Below are 14,690 nucleotides of genomic sequence, written 5' to 3' on the forward strand. Positions count from 1 at the left end.
CGGGACGAGCGGGTGAGGCTCATTGACAGGTGGTTGCGGGATACGCCGCAGCGATGGTGCGAGTCACGGGAGACCCCGCGACGGAGGCGTCGGCACGGACGCTCACCACTCCCGCCGCGACGTTCGCGGAGCGGGTCGTGAACGCTTGAGCGACGGACTTTCCGGGTGCGACGGAGGCGAAGGACTTCTTCCCGAAAGGAGAATCCATGGTGATAGACATCGGAACCGCGTCGGTGTTGGTCGTCTGCACGGTCACCACCACCTTCTTCGCCACACACTTCGTGGTGGCGACGGCGGTGACGGCGAGCGAGGGGGCGGCAGGCTGATCCAAGACCACCATGAGCCAGCTCAGCTGGACGTCGGGTGCGCGGGTCTTGCTGAGGGTGAACGTCACCTGCCGATCGGCACCCACCGTGATGTCGCGGTAGCTCCCCGTGGCATCCGCCGCGCCATAGACATGCTCGGCCTCGACGACAGCACCGTTGACTGTCGCCCGGGCTGCCCGATCCGCCCACTGATCCCACGGGTCGGAGTAACCCGCATAGACGCTGTACGTGCCGGGAGCCAGATCACCGAAGCGGTACGTGAGGTCACGGCCGCTCACCGCGTAGCGCAGTGTCGAGAACATCGTTCCGTCGGCGGAGCCGTAGGGCTGGCTCCCTGCGCTCTCGTATCCCCACGACGCTCCGGATGCCGCGTCGACTCCGTACGGCTGCTCGGGGCGGCTGTTCAGGAGGGGTGCCTGCTGCGCGGCAGCCGACGTGAGAGCGGTCCAGTCAGACGTGGTCTGACCGCCGGCGTTCACCGCGTAACGCACCCCGTCGGGAACCACGGCGACCGTGCGCGTGAAGGTCCTCCCGCCGAAACCGGGCAGTGTCCCGGTCAGGGTGACGACGCCCGGAACGTCGAACGAGCCCGACGTCGCCCACTGCACCGCCTCCGTGCGGGTGGAGCCGTTCTGCGTCACCGTGACGGTGGAGACGTCGAACCGCTGTCCGAGTTTGAGCGTGGCGGGAACTCCAGACACCGTCCAGACCGCCAGCGGGTCGAGGTCCGACCGGGTCCATTCCTGTCTCACATCCACGGAAAGACTGTCCCCCCCTTCGCCCATCGCGATGGGCAACCAGACCATCTGCGCGTTCCGAAGGTCCGTGCCGCCGTTCCAGCGGTCGCCCATGTAGATGTACTTGCCGTTCTCGCGATCGACGGGGATGACGGACGACGGCTGGGAGTTCCACGAGTTGCTCTGGGCCGAGGCCGGGAACGGATCGCCCATCGTGGCCCACTCGCCCATGATGTTCGTGGCCGTTCCCCACCGCGACGGGTTGGGGTTCCACCCGGTCGTTCCCGAGGTGATGAGGAAGTACCGATCGTCGTGCCGGAAGATCGCCGGAGACTCCCGCGATTCGTTGACGAAGATGCGGTTGTAGTCGACGCCCTGGACGGCGCGGTCTGCCGGTGTCGCCAGGTCGGTGTAGTCGGCGTTGAGCTTGGAGATGAACATGGTGGCGTTCTCTTCGCTCGAGTAAATGATGTAGCCGGTTCCGTCGTCATCGACGAAGAGGTTCATGTCGCGCGCCATGCCCTTGTTGTCGGGCGCACGGTTCGGCGGCACCGCGTCTGCCGGCGCGTAGTTCAGCCGGTAGCTGTCGATGTAGCGGAACGGACCCTCAGGGGAATCCGCGATCGCGACGCCGGCGTTCGCCTTGGCGTACTGGGCGGTCGACGTGGCGGACGGGCCGTCCATGTGGGCCCACATGACCCATTTGCCCGTTGCCGCGTTGTAGATCACCTTGGGACGTTCGATGATCGGAGGAGTCGTGCCCGCAACCGGGACGGTTCCGAGATCCCGGTACACCGCGTCGCGCTGCGCCGGGGTGTAGGTGCCGTAGAGCGCCGAGAAGTAGGGCTTCTGGAAATCAGCGGTCGAGCTCAACGAGCGCAGCGCGACCCCGCGGTCCTCCCAGTTGTAGAGATCGGTAGAGCGGTAGACGTGGACACCGGGAGATGAGAACGTGCCGTTCGCGCGGTCCTCGCCGTACAGGTAGTAAACCGTCCGCCCCTGCTCGTCCGTGGAGGGGACCACCTGGCCGCCGTGCGCCTGAATGACCTTGCCCTCGGTGTCGAGCCACTCCTGACCCGGGCGGAACGAGTCGTACACGGGGGTGGTGTCTGCCGAGGCGAGGGTCCACGACTGGTTCGCGCCCCCGTTCGATCCCCACAGGCCGACCGACGACCCCGTCGCGGTCTTGGCGTCCGCGACGTCGAGCACGTCTTCGCGGCCGGCGTTGAGAAGGGTGAAGGTCGTACCGTCCGTCGTGCTCAACAGCCACTGGAAGGTCGCATCTGCGGCGGCTTGCTCATCGCTGACCGTTCCGAACGCCGTACTCCCGCCGTTCGACTTCAAGGCCCGGCCGTCGGCCAGGCGAAGGGCGAAACGGTCACGTGAGGTGCCGGGGGCGTCGACCACCCGCGTCGCGGTCCAGCTCTGGGTAGCAGCCGCTTCGCTTCCGGGGGTGCCCAGGACGGCGCCCGACGAGGAAGCGGCGAGCGGCTTGGCGCTCTGAACGCCCGTGATGGTGTACGTACCGCCATCGCGCATCCCGGATGCGGAGTCTGAGACACCCGAGACGCCGGAGACGACGAGCGTCGAGACGGACTTGGCCGGCACGGTGACGACGGCCGTCCGTGAGGCGGCGTCGACGGGCACGGCGGCTCCGGCCACCAGTGCGTTCGCGGTGCGGTCATCGGACGGCGACTGCGTGGTCACGATCGGCGTCACCGTCGCTCCCGCACCGATCTGACCGAACCGCGACAGGTCGACCCGCACAGTGCGGGCGCTGTCGCCGTTGTTCGTGTAGACGAGGGTCGCTCCCGACCCATCACCGTCGATTGCGGCCGTGGTGTCGCCGTCGTCGACGGCAACGAGCTGGTCTCCGGGCTCGATGTAGTGGGTGAAGTTGCGCAGCGTGTTGAACTTCGAGTTGACCTCGATGCCGCAAGAGGGGTCGGCCTCACCGTCGGCGATGCGACGGGTCGAGTTTCCGTTGGCGTCGCAGTCGAAGTCGATGAAGACGGATCCCCAGTTCTTCTTTTCGACCTTCTCCATGTTGTAGAGGTCCTCGACCGGCTGCCACAGCACCCACGCCTCGGACTCGAGCTCGCGAAGATCGCCGGTGATCCGCGACGCGACACCGAGACCGTTCTCGATGGAGTCGGGGTTCCAGGAGTCGCCGCCCCAGTTCCCTTCGACCTCGCTCATCCACAGCGGCTTGCCGCTGGCCTTGGAGATGTCGCGGGCACGGTTGCGGTCTCCCGTGGAGTACGTGTGGACGTTCAGCTGGTCGACGGCGTCCTTCGTCTGCTGATCCCAGCCGTACCAGTCCTGGACGAAGCGGCTCGGGTTCGTCTCGTCGGGACCGGAGAGCTTGGCGGCGGTCGTCGCACCGGGCTCGGCGAGCTCCGCGGACATCGCCTTCAGAACCTGTGACTGCAGACCCGGACCGGCGTGGGCGCCCTCTTGTCCGCCGCGGTAGGGCCACCCGTTGTTCCCGAGTGTGGTGCTCCAGTAGTCGGTGTTGGGCTCGTTCAGAGGATCGATGCTGTCGAACCGGATGCCATGGGTGTCCTCGACGTGCTCGGTCACCGTTCGCAGGTAGGTGGCGAACTCGTCGACCGAGTCGGTGCGGATCTGGTCGGAGTTACCGTCGAAGCCACCGCTGACGAAACCACTGTTCGTCATGAAGTAGGGCGGTGAGTTGCTGAATGCTTCCCAGGTGTCGACGTCGTCTTTGATCGCATCCACCCACGCCAGCTGCGCAGAATCGGCGGAGAAATCGTAGTCGCTGGCATTCTCGCCGGTCCACGCGGCTCGGAACCGGTCGCGGTCCGCGAAGTTCGAGGAGATCGGGCCCTGAGCGTCGCTCAGGGGGGCCGAGGGGTTCCACCACCCCGGCACGGCTCCACCGGGGCGGAGGTAGCCCGGAACGTCGGATGCGTTCCCGCCGCCGATGTTATATCGGGCGATGTTGAGGTTCAGGCCGTCGTCGCCGAACACGGCGTCGATGAGCTCGTTGCGCAGCTCCGTGGGATATCCGCCGGTGGCGTTCGCCATCCACACCAGGCTGGTCCCCCAGCCCTTGAACGGAGCGCCCGCGTAGGCGGGGTTCGGGGTGATGGTGCGATCCGGGGTCACGGCGAAAGCGCTGGGAGCGGTGGCGACAATGGTCCCCGCAACGAGTGTGGCGGTGGCCACTGCGCTTGTGGCGCGCAGGGCGTTGAGCCTCGACATTCTGGGCATCTTCATTGATTCCGTTCGTCCGCATGCTGCTTGCGTCATCAGAAGCTAGCAGATACATCCTACCTTATTGAGGGATTCACAGCGTCATTGCATGAAAACCCTTAACTTCATGCGGCCCCATCGAAACCGTCGACAAGATCAGTCCTATGTCTGTGAACACCGCTGCACCCGTACGCCAGTTCTCGTGCTCACTCGCTCAACGACGAGTCGCCCCGGAGGGGTCGCGTGATCGTGCACGGAGACGACCGGCTCTGACGGGCGTCAGCATCGGGCTCCCGCGCCGCCTGCGCGCACGCGGTGAGCCGCCGGCAGCAATGGGGGGAGGCGGCGGAGGACCGCCGCCTCCCCCTCACCGCATTACTTGTAGAGAACGGCCTGGATCTTCGGGTCGTCGATGTTGGTCGCGTCGTACCAGTAGAAGCCCGTGTCGATGGACTTCGGGAGGGACTCACCGCGGATGGCCTCGACGGCCGCCTTGACGGTCTCGTAGCCGATACCCACGGGGTTCTGCGTGATCGCGCCGAGCATCAGCCCATCGGTGATGGCATCCATCTGCGCCTCGCCCGAGTCGAAGCCGACGACGGCGAGGTCACTCGGGCTGAGGCTGAGTTCCTTGACCGCCTGGACGACGCCGATCGCCGAGCCCTCGTTGGTGCCGTAGATCCCCTTGAGGTCGGGGTTGGCGGCGATGATCGCCTTGGCAAGGTCAGCGGACTTGGCCTGGTCGCCCCCGCCGTACTGGATGTCGACGATCTGCACGCCGGGTGCATTCTCTTCGATGTAATCGACGAAACCGTCGCGCCGCTGCTGGCCGGTCAGAGAGGTCTGGTCGTGAGCGACGACCGCGACCTTTCCGGACCCGCCGATGGCTTCGACCAGGTGCTTCGCGGCCTCGGCCGCGGCGGCCGTGTTGTCCGTCGCGGCCGTCGTCAGCGGGATGTCACTGTCGACACCCGAGTCGAACGCGATCACCGGGATGCCGCTGTTCTGCGCCTGAGTCAGCAGAGGCCCGACGGCCTGGCTGTCCAGAGCGGCGATTCCGACCGCGGCGGGATTCTTGTCCAAGGCCGTCTGAAGCTGCTGAATCTGCTGGTCCACGTCGGCTTCGGTGTCGGGCCCCTCGAAAGTCACCTCGACGTCGAACTCCTCCGCCGCCTGCTCCGCGCCCGACTTGACGGCCTGCCAGAACTGGTGCTGGAAACCCTTCGAGACGAGGGCGACGTAGGGCTTATCCCCGTCGCTACCGCCCGATGCCCCGGGTGCGCCGGACCCGGCGCAGCCCGACAGCGCGATTCCTAGAGCGGCCAGTGCCGCTACTGCGCCGATCGTTCGTTTGGTCCACATGTGATGTCACTCCTTTGTGCTTGGTGTCACGTTCGAAGACGAAAACCGTGTTCGAGGACGTTTCTCTGGATTGCGGGTTTTTGGGTACACGAAACGGACCTGACTCACGCCGGGGTGGTCAGAACGGGTCCTTCGCGACGGTCAGGCTCGTCGACGACGAAGCATGTCGAGATAGACAGCCACGAGAATGACGATGCCGACGGCAACGGACTGCCATTCCTGAGGCACGGAGATGATCCGTAGGCCGTTGGTCAGCACGGCCATGATGAGCGCACCGATGACAGTGCCGACGATGGATCCCTTGCCGCCGTGCAGCGACGTGCCGCCGATCACGACGGCGGCGATCGCCTCGAGTTCCAGCCCCATGCCGCCGGTCGGTTGGGCTGACGACAGTCGCGACGCCGAAAGAACTCCGGCGAGACCGACGAAGAGCCCGGCCATGGTGTAGATCAGAGTCTTCCATCGCCGCACATTCACTCCGGAGAGTGCGGTGGCCGCCTCATTGGAGCCGATCGAGAAGGTGTAGCGACCGACGATCGTCTTCGAGAGGAGGAACGCGGCGATCAGAATCATGACCACGAAGATCACCACGCCGAGCGGGAAGCGCACGCCCGGAATGATCGACAGGTTCATGATCGACTGGAAGTCGGGGTGATTGGGGAAGTAGATGGGCTTCGTCCCCGAGATCACGAGCGACAGTCCCGCGGCGACCAGCATCATGCCCAGCGTCGCGATGAAAGGGGGAATGCCGAGGAATGCGATGTTGGTGCCGTTGATGAGGCCGATGAGTCCACCGAAGGCGATGGTCGCTGCAACGCCCAACCACAGTGGCCAGCCCCAGTACGTGAGAAAGACACCGCACATGACACCGCACAGGATCATTCCGGTGCCGATGGAGAGATCGATGCCGCCGGTGATGATGACGAACGTCGTTCCGAGCGCGAGAATGCCCGTCACCGTGGCGGCGGTGAAGATCGAGATCAGGTTGTTGGCCGTGAAGAAGTGCGGGCTGGCGACCGAGAAGAAGATGACGATCACCACGAGGCTCGCAGCCGCTAGGAGCTGCTGAAGCGACCCGCGGATCCGAGCGAATCGCGGCCCACGGGCCTGTACGGCCCGCACCGTGGTCGTGGACCTCGCTTCTTCGCGGGGGGGCGAGGATGGCACGGTCATCATGCGATGATCCCTTCGGCAGTGAATCGGGTGGCGTAGTCCATGAGGTTCTCTTGTGTGGCGTCGGCGTTGTCGAGGATCTTCACGAGGCGCCCCTGGGCCATGACCGCCACGCGGTCGGAAAGGCGGAGCACCTCCGGCAGTTCGGACGAGATCATGATGATCGCCTTGCCCTGATCGGCCAGCTGTCGCAGCAGGAGATAGATCTCCTCCTTCGCGCCCACGTCGATACCTCGCGTCGGCTCATCGAAGATGAGGACGTCGCAGTCCTTCACGAGCCACTTCGCAATCACCACTTTCTGCTGATTGCCGCCGGACAGGTTGCCCACGAGTTGCGCCGTCGACGGGGTCTTGATGCGGAGAGTGGAGACGTACTCTCGACCGGTCTTTTCGATCTTGCGCCCGTTGACCACTCCGAGCCCGCCGACGAAAGCAGGCAGCGATGCGAGGACGATGTTTTCTCGGACACTGCGCTCCAAGAGCACGCCGAGCTTCTTCCGATCTTCCGAGAGGTAGCCGATACCCCATCGCGCGGCGTCCGCAGGATTGCTGATCGACGCAACGCGGCCGTTCACCGTGATCGTGCCGCTCGTGGTTCGATCCGCACCGACGATCGCTCGCGCGACCTCCGTCCGACCGGCTCCCATGAGTCCCGCGAAACCGAGGATCTCGCCCTGGCGAACCTCGAAGCTCACATCTCGCAGAAGGTGCTTCGTCGACAGGCTCTCCACTGCGAGCGCGACAGGCGACTCATTCACGGTCGCCGACGGTCGCGCCTCGACCTGGATGGTTCGACCGACCATCATGGAGATGATCTCGCGCTGGTCGGTGGCCGTGGTGTCACGGGTGCCGATGTACTGACCGTCGCGGAGAACGGTGATCCGGTCGGAGATCCGGCTGAGTTCCGGCATCCGGTGGGAGATGTAGATCACACCCGTCTCGGGGGATCGGAATCGCTCGATCAACTCGAAGAGCACATCGACCTCGGCATCGTTCAGCGCCGCCGTGGGCTCATCCATGATGAGAACCTTCGCGTCGAAAGACAACGCCTTGGCGATCTCCACCATCTGCTGCCGAGCGACGGTCAACTGTTCGACGGGCTCGTCGGGATCCAGGTCGATGCCGAGTCGATCGAAGAGCGTCGACGCCCGCCGCGCGAGTGCACGGTTGTCGAGAAGCCAGCCCGCCCGGCGCGGTTCTCGGCCGATGAAGATGTTCTGGGCGACGGTCAGGTCAGGCATCAGGTTGAACTCCTGATGGATGATGCTGATGCCCATCTCCTGCGCGTGGCGCGGGTTCTGTGCGCGGAAGTCCCGACCATCGAGACGGAACGACCCGGAATCCGGGACGTAGATCCCGGCGAGCAGCTTCATCAGGGTCGACTTCCCTGCGCCGTTCTCACCGACGAGTGCGAGAACCTCTCCGTGGCGGAGGTCGAAACCCACGCCGTCGAGAGCCTTCACACCGGGGAAACTCTTGGAGATCCCTTCGGCTTCGAGAAGCAGTGTGGAGTTCATCGCGTTGCCTCCCTATATGCCTCGATGTCGACCCACAGCTGGTCGGGCACGGGCGCCTCGAGGCGAGCCGCGTTCTCGGCGATCGCCTCGGCACGCGCCGATCCCACGACCACGGATGCCACGAGCGGGTGCCGCAGCGGAAACTGGAGTGCCGCCACGGGCAGCTCCACACCATGGGCCGCACAGATCTCGGCGATGTCACTCACGCGCTCGCGGATGCTGTCCGGTACCGCTCCGTAGTCGTAGGTGGCACCCGCTTGGGGCGTGGCCGTCGCGAGAAGGCCGGAGTTGTAAGGCGCCGCAGCCACGACGCGGGTTCCCTGTGAGGTGCAGGCCGGAAACAACTCCCGCTCCGCCTCCTGATCGAGCAACGTGTAACGCCCGGCGATCATCACGAGATCGAGGCTCGCCTCACGGACGGCGCGCGTGGCGGTCGCGGCGTCGTTGACACCGACACCGATCTGACGAACGAGCCCTTCGTCGCGAAGCGTATCGAGGGCGGGGAGCCCGGACGACAGGCCCGCCTCCAGGTCGTAGACGTCGGGGTCGTGGAGGAACAGGATGTCGAAGCTGTCGAGACCCGTGCGCTCCAGGGACGCCTCCAGACTCTGGCGCACCCCGGAGATCGTCGGGTCGAAGCGTCGGACGAGATCGTCCGGCACATCGAATCCGTTGTCGAGGTCTGTGCCGCCCGCGAAAGAAGGATTGGGTTCGAGAAGGCGTCCGACCTTGGTGGAGATCACGAACTCATGCCGAGGCTTTTCCTTCAGGAATGCGCCGAGGCGTCGTTCCGAGAGACCGAGTCCGTAGTGCGGGGCCGTGTCGAAGTAACGGATGCCCGCCGCCCAGGCCTGCTCCAACGCATCGTGAGCCTGCTGGTCGGTGACCGCCCGGTAGAGGTTCCCGACCGGCGCTCCCCCGAAGCCGAGACGACTCATGGGCGCGGTCATACGCGCACCTGCTCCGGCGTCCAGGTGTATTCGGCGATCGAGGCGCGCAACATCTCCGTGCCGGCTCCCGCCGCGATCGGTGCCATGTAGCGTCCCCGGCGGATCACGGTCGGAGTGACGAAATGCTCGTGCAGGTGATCGACGAACTCGATCATTCGCCCGTCCAGAGAACCGGAGACAGCGACGAAGTCGAACATCGAGAGGTGCTGGACCGCTTCGCACAGCCCGACGCCGCCCGCGTGCGGGCACACGGGTACCCCGAACTTGGCCGCGAGCAGAAGGTTGGCGATGTTCTCGGCCACCCCGCCGACCCGAGTCGCATCGATCTGCATCACGGAGATCGCACCCGCCTGCAGCATCTGCTTGAAGACCACACGGTTGGGCACGTGCTCGCCGGTCGCCACACGGATGGGCGCCACCGCGCGGGCGATCGCCGCATGTCCGAGGATGTCGTCGGGGCTGGTGGGCTCTTCGATCCACGCCGGGTCGAACTCGGCAAGCGCCGTCACCCAGTCGATCGCCTCCGCGACATCCCACCGTTGGTTCGCATCGATGGCGACGGGGAAGTCAGGACCGACGCACTCCCGGGCTATGCGCATCCGCCGCTTGTCGTCGTCCAGGTCGGCGCCCACCTTGAGCTTGATCTGGGGGAACCCGTCGGCGACCGCTTCCTTGCACAGCCGAGCGAGCTTCTCGTCCGAGTAGCCCAGCCATCCGGGCGTCGTCGTGTACGCCGGGTACCCGTGCTCGAAGAGCTGATCGATGCGCTCGGCCCTGCCGCTCTCTGCCGCGCGGAGGATGCTGAGCGCTTCCTCGGGTGTCAGCGCGTCGGACAAGTAGCGGAAGTCGACCAGCGAGACGATCTCCTCGCTCGTCAGCCGCGACAGATGCAGCCACAGCGGCTCACCCGCGCGCTTCGCGCGCAGATCCCAGAGCGCGTTGAGGACCGCGCCGACCGCCATGTGCATGACGCCCTTGTCGGGCCCGAGCCACCTCAGCTGCGAGTCGTCCATCAGCAGCCGAGCAGTGGCTGCCATGTCTTTCAGCAGCACGTCGAGGTCTTGCCCGATGAGGTGTCCGCGCGTCGCATCGATCGCGGCGACCTCCACATCGTTGCCTCGACCGATCGTAAAGACGAACGCGTGCCCCTCGAGGTGGTCAGCGGCATCCGTGTGAATGATCACGTACGCCGCCGAGTAATCGGGGTCGAGATTCATCGCGTCGGAGCCGTCAAGACTCAGGGACGTGGGGAATCGGATGTCGATCGTCTCGACATCGGTGATGACAGCCATGTCTTCCTCTCCGCCACCGACTATAAACATGGGATGTATGAAGGTCAAGTCGTCCCAGTTGTGGGACGATTGGCCCATCGGAGCACATCCGTACTCCGCAGAGTTCCGACCTTAAGGAAGACTCGATTATGCGTTTCGCACGTCTGGGAAGCTTCGGCGATGAAGTTCCCGTTGTCATCGAAGACGATCGCGTCCTCGACCTCCGCCCGCTGACGCCCGACCTCGACGGGGCGTTCTTCGCCTCGGGCGGCATCGCCCGCGCGGCCGACGCCGTCGAACGCGGGATTCTTCCGGAATTGCCCAGCGGTGGTCGAATCGGCGCTCCCATCGGACGCCCCTCGGCCGTGTACTGCGTCGGTATGAACTATGCGGCCCACGCCGCCGAGTCGGGATCGACGCCACCGGAGAACCTCGTCCTCTTTCTGAAAGCGCCCAACACGGTGGTCGGCCCCGACGACGACGTCGCGATCCCTCCGGGGAGCGTCAAGCTGGACTGGGAGGTCGAGCTGGGAATCGTCATCGGCTCGCGCGCGAGCTATCTCGACTCGCCGGAGAACTCGCGGGAACACATCGCCGGGTTCGTCCTGGCCAACGACCTCTCCGAGCGCGACTGGCAACTGTCTGTCTCGGGGGGCCAGTGGTCCAAAGGGAAGTGCGGACCGGGCTTCCTTCCCATCGGGCCGTGGTTGGTGACACCCGATGAGATCGACGCGGACGACGTGCGGCTGCGGTCGTGGGTCAATGGGGAACCTCGCCAGGATTCTCGTACCAGCGACCTCATCTTCGCGATCGACACCGTGGTGTGGGAGCTCAGCCAGTTCCTCGTCCTCGAGCCCGGTGACCTTATCCTCACCGGGACCCCAGAGGGTGTCGGCTTGTCGGGGAGGTTCCCGTACATCTCGCACGGCGACGTCGTCGAGGTGGAGATCGACGGGTTGGGCCGTCAGCGACAGACGTACGTCGGCTCGGACCGCCGCGGGACGAACCATGGCTGAGCCGCTCGAAGGGCTGGTCGCGATCGTCACCGGAGGCGCTTCCGGAATCGGCAGCGCCATCGCGCGCCGACTCATCGCCGATGGGGCGCGAGTGGCGGTGCTGGATCTGAACCCCGCGGGTGCTCCGTGGGCAGATCTCGCCGTGCACGCCGACGTCTCGAGCGACGGCAGCGTCACCGCTGCCATCGAGGATGTCGTTCGCGGCCTCGGGGGTATCGACATCGTGGTCAACAACGCCGGGATCGGGGCGCAGGGCGACATCGCGGCCAACTCGGACGACGAGTGGCATCGGGTCTTCGACATCAACGTCATCGGCATCGCGCGCGTGACCCGGGCGGCCTTGCCGTACCTACGTGCGTCATCCGCAGCGGCGATCTGCAACACCTCGTCGATCGCGGCTACCGCCGGCCTGCCCCAGCGGGCGCTGTACAGCGCTACGAAGGGCGCCGTGCTGTCGCTGACCAAGGCGATGGCCGCCGACCACCTCCGAGAGGGAATCCGCGTCAACGCCGTGAACCCCGGCACGGCCGACACCCCATGGGTCCAACGACTCCTGGAGTCCGCCGCCGACCCGGAGGGCGAACGCGTTGCCCTCGCCGCCCGCCAGCCCCACGGCAGACTCGTCTCCGCCGAGGAGGTCGCCGATGCGGTCGCGTACCTGGTCAGCCCCCGTGCGGGCTCGACGAGCGGGGTGGCGCTGGCTGTGGACGGTGGCATGCAGGCGCTGCGGATGCGACCCATCCCGTCACCGCAGCACTGACGAGATCGCCGCGATCACAGGTCGAGGAGCCGGCTCCGTCCCCCCGGGAGTGGCTTCCTTCGCGTGATCCTTCCGCGCGAGCGCCGGCCCGACGGAGCCATCAGAGCCGTCGGGCCGAAGCGCTTCTCATCGCGCCGGCGCAAGGCCGTAGAAGCGCTCGCCGACACCACCCGCGAGGAGATCCCACTCCTCGGGGGTGGGAGAGACCGCACGCCGGACTCTCTCGACCCACCCCGACGTCGTGGATCTTCCGCCGAGCACGGCGCTGACGGGCCAATCGCTTCCGATCATCGACCGCTCGACACCGAACGCCTCGACTGCCGCAGCGATGAACGCATCCGCGTTCGCGTCGAAGGACGCTTCGTCCGTCGACTCGGCCGCCAGACCCGAGATCTTGACCGTGACGTTGGGGAGCTCCGCGAGTCGCTGGATGGAGTCCTTCCACGCCAGTCCCTCGGCGCTCGCGATCCCCGCATCGACGGGGGGCTTGCCCAGATGATCGATGACGATCTTGGACCCTGGGCTCGACCGGGCGATCTCGAGGAAGGCGGGAAGCTGCCGATGCCGAACGCACGCATCGAACGTCCACCCTCGACGTGCAAGTTCTGCCAAGCCGGCGGAGATCGCGTCCACCCGCCAAGACTCCGCTGGTTCGGGCTGCAGCTGATGGCGTACTCCGACGACCAGGTCGATCTGCGACAGCGCGTCGAGCTGACGCGGAACGTCGCCGCCGAGATCCACGCCTGCCACGATTGCCGCAAGCTCGGGCCACTCATTCTGCAGGCCGGCGATCCACTGCGCCTCACTCAGGCGGTCGGTAGGCGCCGCGTCTGCCTCGACCGCCACCATGCGTGTCGTCAGAGCATCAGCTCGGTCGATCTGGTGCGGCGCGCACACACGACCGAGGTCAGGGACCTCGGCAAGCCAGGGTTAGGCGATGGTCGACCCACCCCAGACGTGCACGTGGGTGTCAAGAAGTGTCGTCATGGCAGTCCGATCTCTCGCGAGCTGTGCAGGAGGCGACGCGCGATGATCGCGGTCCGAACCGACTCGGCTCCGTCGATCCTCATGCACCACTCGAGGACGCGTCGCGGATCCACTGCTCGATTCCCGCGATATGGGTCAGGCACAGCGCCGCCGACAGTTGTGCATCGCGGCGTCGCAGGGATTCCAAGATCGCTCGATGCTCGGCGATCGTCCGATCGACGGCGCCTTGCTGAGTAATCCCCCGCCAGATGCGCGCTCGCAGGGTGCTGCTCTGCATCGATTCCACCAGCCGGCTCAGATACTCGTTCCCTGCTGCTTCGACGATCCCTTGATGAAAGGCCAGGTCATGCTGCACCAAGTCTTCGATGGTCACGGTCTCGTCGATTTCGTTGAGGAGAGCGTCAAGTCGCGCGAGGTGCTCGTCGGTGAGACGGACCGCCGCGATGCTCGCGGCCGCGGGTTCGAGCATGCGCCGAACTTCGAACGCCTCCAGGATCGAGCGATCCGTGTGGAGGTCGACGACGAAGCTCAGAGCCTCGAGAAGCAGGCGCGGCTCCAGACTGGTCACGTACGTGCCGTCGCCACGCCTGACGTCCAAGACGCGGATGACTTCGAGCGCCTTGACCGCCTCTCGCAGAGAGTTGCGCGACACGCCGAGCTTCTCCCCGAGTTCCTTCTCGGGGGGAAGTCGATCACCGGGACCGAGCTCACCGGAGGTGATCATTCCCTTGATGCGGATGATCGCATCGTCCGTGACAGCCATCTACGAAGTCTAGACATGCGACGCGATCGAACCCACGCGGGGCGGTTGTCGGGCCACGAGGCGAATTGGCGGACCGCCCTATCATCGGGGGGTGACCGCCGACCCCACGTTCCGCACGCCGCTGGAAGCAGCCAACGATCCGCGCATCCTCATCTTCGGCCGGCTGATGGGCGCGGCGAATCGACTCGAATACATTCTCGGTCGCGACCTCGAATCCGAGACGGGCCTCAGCCACACCCTCTTCGAACTCCTGCTCATGGTGGGGCGCAGCGGAGACGGCGGGCTTCCTGTGCGCGACATCGCCCAGGGCAGGGTCCTCACCTCCGGCGGCGCAACCCGTCTCGTCCAGCGCGGGGTGGACCAGGGACTCGTCGCGCGCACCCCGTCGGAGACCGACGCACGCGTGCAGTTGATCACGCTGACACCCGCGGGACGCACCCTCTTACTGCGAGCGAGCGCGCTGCACGCTCGCAACATCGAGCGGCACATCGTCGACGTTCTCGGTGCCGACCAGGCGGCAGACTTCGCGCGTTCCGTTCGCGCCCTCAGCATCAGCGCCGCACGGTCCCTTCCCCCCATGCCATGACCCCGGGACCCCGGGGAACGTGC

Annotated in this window: 11 protein-coding genes; 3 read left to right on the plus strand and 8 right to left on the minus strand. The window is 65.9% G+C overall.

The window, feature by feature from the left end; translation table 11 throughout:
- Positions 1-19: 19 nt before the first annotated feature.
- From ACXKZF_RS10925 to ACXKZF_RS10950, 6 genes are all read right to left on the minus strand, one after another.
- The gene (locus tag ACXKZF_RS10925; RefSeq protein WP_488984209.1) at positions 20-4,291 is read right to left on the minus strand and encodes a family 43 glycosylhydrolase; all 4,272 of its coding nucleotides are present in this window, start codon (positions 4,289-4,291) and stop codon (positions 20-22) included.
- A 366-nt stretch (positions 4,292-4,657) separates the two neighbouring features.
- On the minus strand, positions 4,658-5,644 hold the full coding sequence (locus ACXKZF_RS10930) for an ABC transporter substrate-binding protein (RefSeq protein WP_055956810.1): 987 nt from the start codon (positions 5,642-5,644) through the stop codon (positions 4,658-4,660).
- 141 nt (positions 5,645-5,785) lie between these two features.
- Positions 5,786-6,685, minus strand: coding sequence for an ABC transporter permease (locus ACXKZF_RS10935; protein WP_488984210.1), 900 nt, complete (start codon positions 6,683-6,685; stop codon positions 5,786-5,788).
- Positions 6,686-6,816: 131 nt separating this feature from the next.
- Positions 6,817-8,334: a sugar ABC transporter ATP-binding protein gene (locus tag ACXKZF_RS10940; RefSeq protein ID WP_488984211.1), complete on the minus strand. Its 1,518-nt coding sequence runs from the start codon at positions 8,332-8,334 to the stop codon at positions 6,817-6,819.
- Positions 8,331-9,284 (minus strand): aldo/keto reductase, encoded by a 954-nt coding sequence (locus ACXKZF_RS10945; RefSeq protein ID WP_055956804.1) that lies wholly within the window; start codon positions 9,282-9,284, stop codon positions 8,331-8,333. The genes ACXKZF_RS10940 and ACXKZF_RS10945 overlap by 4 nt, the downstream gene beginning before the upstream one ends.
- Positions 9,281-10,576 (minus strand): enolase C-terminal domain-like protein, encoded by a 1,296-nt coding sequence (locus tag ACXKZF_RS10950; RefSeq protein ID WP_488985997.1) that lies wholly within the window; start codon positions 10,574-10,576, stop codon positions 9,281-9,283. The genes ACXKZF_RS10945 and ACXKZF_RS10950 overlap by 4 nt, the downstream gene beginning before the upstream one ends.
- Positions 10,577-10,704: 128 nt before the next feature.
- On the opposite strand from ACXKZF_RS10950, the gene ACXKZF_RS10955 reads away from it, so the two are divergent.
- Together ACXKZF_RS10955 and ACXKZF_RS10960 are read left to right on the plus strand one after the other, a co-directional pair.
- A complete protein-coding gene (locus ACXKZF_RS10955) occupies positions 10,705-11,571 on the plus strand; it encodes a fumarylacetoacetate hydrolase family protein (RefSeq protein WP_055956798.1) in 867 nt (288 codons plus the stop codon).
- Entirely contained in the window at positions 11,564-12,331 is a 768-nt protein-coding gene (locus tag ACXKZF_RS10960) for an SDR family NAD(P)-dependent oxidoreductase (RefSeq protein WP_055956795.1), read from the plus strand. Before ACXKZF_RS10955 ends, ACXKZF_RS10960 begins: the two co-directional genes overlap by 8 nt.
- A gap of 126 nt (positions 12,332-12,457) precedes the next feature.
- Here ACXKZF_RS10960 and ACXKZF_RS10965 read toward each other — a convergent pair whose 3' ends face one another.
- Together ACXKZF_RS10965 and ACXKZF_RS10970 are read right to left on the minus strand one after the other, a co-directional pair.
- Positions 12,458-13,180, minus strand: coding sequence for an amidohydrolase family protein (locus tag ACXKZF_RS10965; protein ID WP_488984212.1), 723 nt, complete (start codon positions 13,178-13,180; stop codon positions 12,458-12,460).
- A gap of 217 nt (positions 13,181-13,397) precedes the next feature.
- On the minus strand, positions 13,398-14,081 hold the full coding sequence (locus ACXKZF_RS10970) for a FadR/GntR family transcriptional regulator (RefSeq protein ID WP_055956788.1): 684 nt from the start codon (positions 14,079-14,081) through the stop codon (positions 13,398-13,400).
- 91 nt (positions 14,082-14,172) lie between these two features.
- Here ACXKZF_RS10970 and ACXKZF_RS10975 point away from each other — a divergent pair, with 91 nt between their 5' ends.
- On the plus strand, positions 14,173-14,667 hold the full coding sequence (locus tag ACXKZF_RS10975; protein WP_055956784.1) for a MarR family winged helix-turn-helix transcriptional regulator: 495 nt from the start codon (positions 14,173-14,175) through the stop codon (positions 14,665-14,667).
- The last annotated feature ends 23 nt before the right edge of the window (positions 14,668-14,690 follow it).

It is taken from the genome of Microbacterium sp. ABR10 (genome assembly GCF_057812175.1).

Excerpts from the sequence above, each read along its gene's own strand:
- ACXKZF_RS10925 (WP_488984209.1), bottom strand. The coding sequence starts at position 4,291 with ATGTCGAGGCTCAACGCCCTGCGCGCCACAAGCGCAGTGGCCACCGCC.
- ACXKZF_RS10930 (WP_055956810.1), bottom strand. The coding sequence starts at position 5,644 with ATGTGGACCAAACGAACGATCGGCGCAGTAGCGGCACTGGCCGCTCTA.
- ACXKZF_RS10940 (WP_488984211.1), bottom strand. The coding sequence starts at position 8,334 with ATGAACTCCACACTGCTTCTCGAAGCCGAAGGGATCTCCAAGAGTTTC.
- ACXKZF_RS10945 (WP_055956804.1), bottom strand. The coding sequence starts at position 9,284 with ATGACCGCGCCCATGAGTCGTCTCGGCTTCGGGGGAGCGCCGGTCGGG.
- ACXKZF_RS10950 (WP_488985997.1), bottom strand. The coding sequence starts at position 10,576 with ATGGCTGTCATCACCGATGTCGAGACGATCGACATCCGATTCCCCACG.
- ACXKZF_RS10955 (WP_055956798.1), top strand. The coding sequence starts at position 10,705 with ATGCGTTTCGCACGTCTGGGAAGCTTCGGCGATGAAGTTCCCGTTGTC.
- ACXKZF_RS10960 (WP_055956795.1), top strand. The coding sequence starts at position 11,564 with ATGGCTGAGCCGCTCGAAGGGCTGGTCGCGATCGTCACCGGAGGCGCT.
- ACXKZF_RS10965 (WP_488984212.1), bottom strand. The coding sequence starts at position 13,180 with ATGGTGGCGGTCGAGGCAGACGCGGCGCCTACCGACCGCCTGAGTGAG.
- ACXKZF_RS10970 (WP_055956788.1), bottom strand. The coding sequence starts at position 14,081 with ATGGCTGTCACGGACGATGCGATCATCCGCATCAAGGGAATGATCACC.